3 protein-coding genes are annotated in these 2,945 nt (G+C 65.8%); all 3 read left to right on the forward strand.

What is annotated here, in order from left to right:
- Nucleotides 1–202 precede the first annotated feature (202 nt).
- The 3 genes from ACO0LV_RS18440 to ACO0LV_RS18450 are packed head-to-tail and all read left to right on the forward strand — an operon-like array spanning nt 203 to nt 2,932.
- Nucleotides 203–862 carry a transposase family protein gene (locus ACO0LV_RS18440; RefSeq protein WP_424789377.1) on the forward strand — a complete coding sequence of 220 codons (660 nt, stop codon included), beginning with the start codon at nt 203–205 and terminating at the stop codon, nt 860–862.
- Nucleotides 863–920: 58 nt separating this feature from the next.
- Nucleotides 921–2,264 carry an IS256 family transposase gene (locus ACO0LV_RS18445; protein WP_424789379.1) on the forward strand — a complete coding sequence of 448 codons (1,344 nt, stop codon included), beginning with the start codon at nt 921–923 and terminating at the stop codon, nt 2,262–2,264.
- Between the two features lie 50 nt (nt 2,265–2,314).
- Nucleotides 2,315–2,932 carry an ISL3 family transposase gene (locus ACO0LV_RS18450; protein WP_424789378.1) on the forward strand — a complete coding sequence of 206 codons (618 nt, stop codon included), beginning with the start codon at nt 2,315–2,317 and terminating at the stop codon, nt 2,930–2,932.
- The last annotated feature ends 13 nt before the right edge of the window (nt 2,933–2,945 follow it).

Below are 2,945 nucleotides of genomic sequence, written 5' to 3' on the forward strand. Positions count from 1 at the left end.
GGCTCTTCCGGTTTGAGGGTGCGTTGAGGGGCTGATCAGGCGGCGTGGTGGGCCTGGGAGCAGGTGGGCCTTGGGTGAGGATTGGAGGTGCTAACCAGTCCGATCCAAACACCCAAGGCCCGCGATGAAATCTACCTGCTCTGCCGCTGTTTCTGGTTGCCCTGTTGCTGATGTCATCTGTCGCACCGCGGAGTTGGACCTGATGATCACCGGGGCCAGCATCGACGCCGCAGACGTCACCATCATCCAGGCCCGACCGCGCCAGGGGTTGCCGTTCTGCCCGTCCTGCGGGGCCGAAGGGGTCCTGCGGGATCACGTGGTGCGGGTGCTGACCGACGTACCGGTGGCCGGCCATCCCACCAGGTTGCACGTGCGCCTGCCTCGCTATCGGTGCACCGGGACCCAGTGCCCGCAGCGGATCTTCCAGCAACGGCTGGACTGCGCCGCGGTGGGGGCCAAGACCACCAACCGGTGCACCCGGTGGATCCTGCAGCGCTTGGCGATCGACAAGATGAGCATCAGCGCCGTGGCCCGGGCCCTGGGACTGGGATGGGACCTGGTCAATAACCTCGCGGTCGATGCCGCCCGCACCCTGGTCTATGACGACCCGACCCACCTGCAAGGGGTGCGGATCTTGGGGGTCGATGAGCACAAGTGGAAACACGTGCGCGGCGGCGGTGAGGACTCGTATGTCACGATCCTGGTAGATCTGACCCCCACGATCGAGGGCACCGGGCCGGCGCGGCTGCTGGATGTGCAAGCAGGCCGTTCGGCGAAGGTACTCACCGACTGGTTGGCCGAGCACACCCAGGAGTTCCGCGACCGCATCGAGGTGGTCGGAGCTGTCAGATGGTGTGTGTAAGGGGTGTGGCTCCACACCCTGAAGGAGACACACTGTGACGATTGATTCCATGCCGAAGATGAGCGCCGAGGAGCGCGCTGAGCGTCGTAGGAAACAGGCCGAGTTGGCCGATGACCTCAAGGCCACCGGGGCCTTGGATGAGGTGTTCGCCCGGATCGATGCCGGGGAGCCGCTGACCGGCGACGGGGGCGTGCTGGGCGGGATGCTCAAGGCCGCCCTGGAACGGGGCCTGGAGGCCGAACTGAGCGAGCACGTGGGCTATGAAAAAGGTGCACCGGATGCCACCGACCACCCCAACTCCCGCAACGGGCACTACGCCAAAACGGTGACCAGTCAGGTCGGGGACATCGAACTGGCCATCCCACGGGACCGGGCCGGGACGTTCACACCGATGCTGGTTGGTAAGGGCCAGCGCCGCCTGGATGGGGTCGATGGAATGATCATCTCCCTATACGCCGGGGGGATGACGCTGCGCGATATCTCCCACCACCTGGCCTCCACTGTGGGGGTGGATATCAGTCACGAGACGATCAGCAAGGTGGTCGACTCCATCGGTGAGGAGGTGCTGGCCTGGCAGCGCCGCCCGCTGGAATCGCTCTACCCGGTGATCTATCTCGATGCGATCATGGTCAAGGTCAAAGACGGGTCCCACGTGGTCAACAAGGCCGCCCACATCGCCATCGGGGTGGACATGGACGGCATCCGCCACGTGCTGGGGATCTGGGTCCAGACCCACGAGGGCGCCAAGTTCTGGGCCCAGGTCTGTGCGGACCTGGCCAACCGCGGCGTGCGGGACGTGCTCATCGTGTGCTGCGATGGGCTCACCGGGTTTCCCGAGGCGATCGAGGCGACCTGGCCCCTGGCCACGGTCCAGACCTGCGTGGTCCACCTCATCCGAGCCGCTATGCGCTTTGTGTCCCACTCCGACCGCAAGCGTGTCGCCGCCGCGCTCAAGCCGGTCTACACCGCCCCCGGCGAGGACGCCGCGCTGGAGGCGCTGGAGGCCTTCGAGGCCGGCCCCTGGGGGGCGAAGTATCCCGCCGCGGCGCGCTCGTTCCGGGCCGCCTGGGACCGGTTCATCCCGTTCCTGGCCTTCCCGCCCGAACTGCGCCGGGTCATCTACACCACCAACGCGATCGAGTCGCTGAACTACCAACTGCGCAAGGTCACCAAGAACCGCGGCCACTTCCCCAACGACGCCGCCGTGGTCAAACTGCTGTGGCTAGCGATCTGCAACATCGAGGACAAGCGAGCACGAGAGCGCGAGAAGGAACGAGGCCTGCCCGGCGCCCAGCGTCGAGCTCCCGGACGGCTGATCGAAGGCTCGGTGACCACGAACTGGAAGGCCGCCCTGGGCCAACTCGCCCTGATCTACCCTGAACGAATCGAACCCTATCTATGACCCCCGCCACACCCCTTACACACAGGGATTGACAGGCTCAGGTGGTCACCATGGATGGCTTCACCGGCTATCACAGCGCCACCAAAGAAGCACTGCCGCAGGCCACACCGGTGATGGACCCCTTCCACACGGTGCAACTGGCTGGGGAGAAACTCACCGTCTGTCGTCAGCGCCTGCAGCAGCAGATCCACGGCCACCGGGGCCGCAAGGAGAACCTGCTCTACCGCGGCCGGCGAACACTGCTGACCCGGCAGTCGCTACTGACCGATGAGCAGATCGCCCGACTGCAGCGGCTGTTCGCCGAACACGAGGACCACGCGGCCTTGGAGGTCTCCTGGCACATCTACCAGGACATCATCAGCGCCTACCAACACCCAGATCCGGCCGCCGGCAAGAAGCGCATGCAGGCCCTCATCACCAGGCTCCGGCGCGGGCTACCCGAGGGGCTGGAGGAACTCGCTCAACTCGGCCGCACGCTCTGGCGCAAACGAGACCAGATCCTGGCGTTCTTCGACCGTGGCGGAGCCTCCAACGGCCCCGTCGAAGCGATCAACGGACGCCTCGAAGCCCTACGCGGCATCGCCCTAGGGTTCCGCAACTTCGACCACTACGTCCTGCGCTGCCTACTGCACTCCGGCCAACTGGCGACCCGGATCAATGCACTCTAAAACCGGAAGAGCC

This window comes from Pseudactinotalea sp. Z1739 (assembly GCF_049725055.1).
GTDB lineage: Bacteria > Actinomycetota > Actinomycetes > Actinomycetales > Beutenbergiaceae > CALKWS01.

Bases quoted from the DNA above. Each gene is read 5' to 3' on its own strand.
- ACO0LV_RS18440 (WP_424789377.1), top strand. From the start codon at position 203: ATGATCACCGGGGCCAGCATCGACGCCGCAGACGTCACCATCATCCAG.
- ACO0LV_RS18445 (WP_424789379.1), top strand. From the start codon at position 921: ATGAGCGCCGAGGAGCGCGCTGAGCGTCGTAGGAAACAGGCCGAGTTG.
- ACO0LV_RS18450 (WP_424789378.1), top strand. From the start codon at position 2,315: ATGGATGGCTTCACCGGCTATCACAGCGCCACCAAAGAAGCACTGCCG.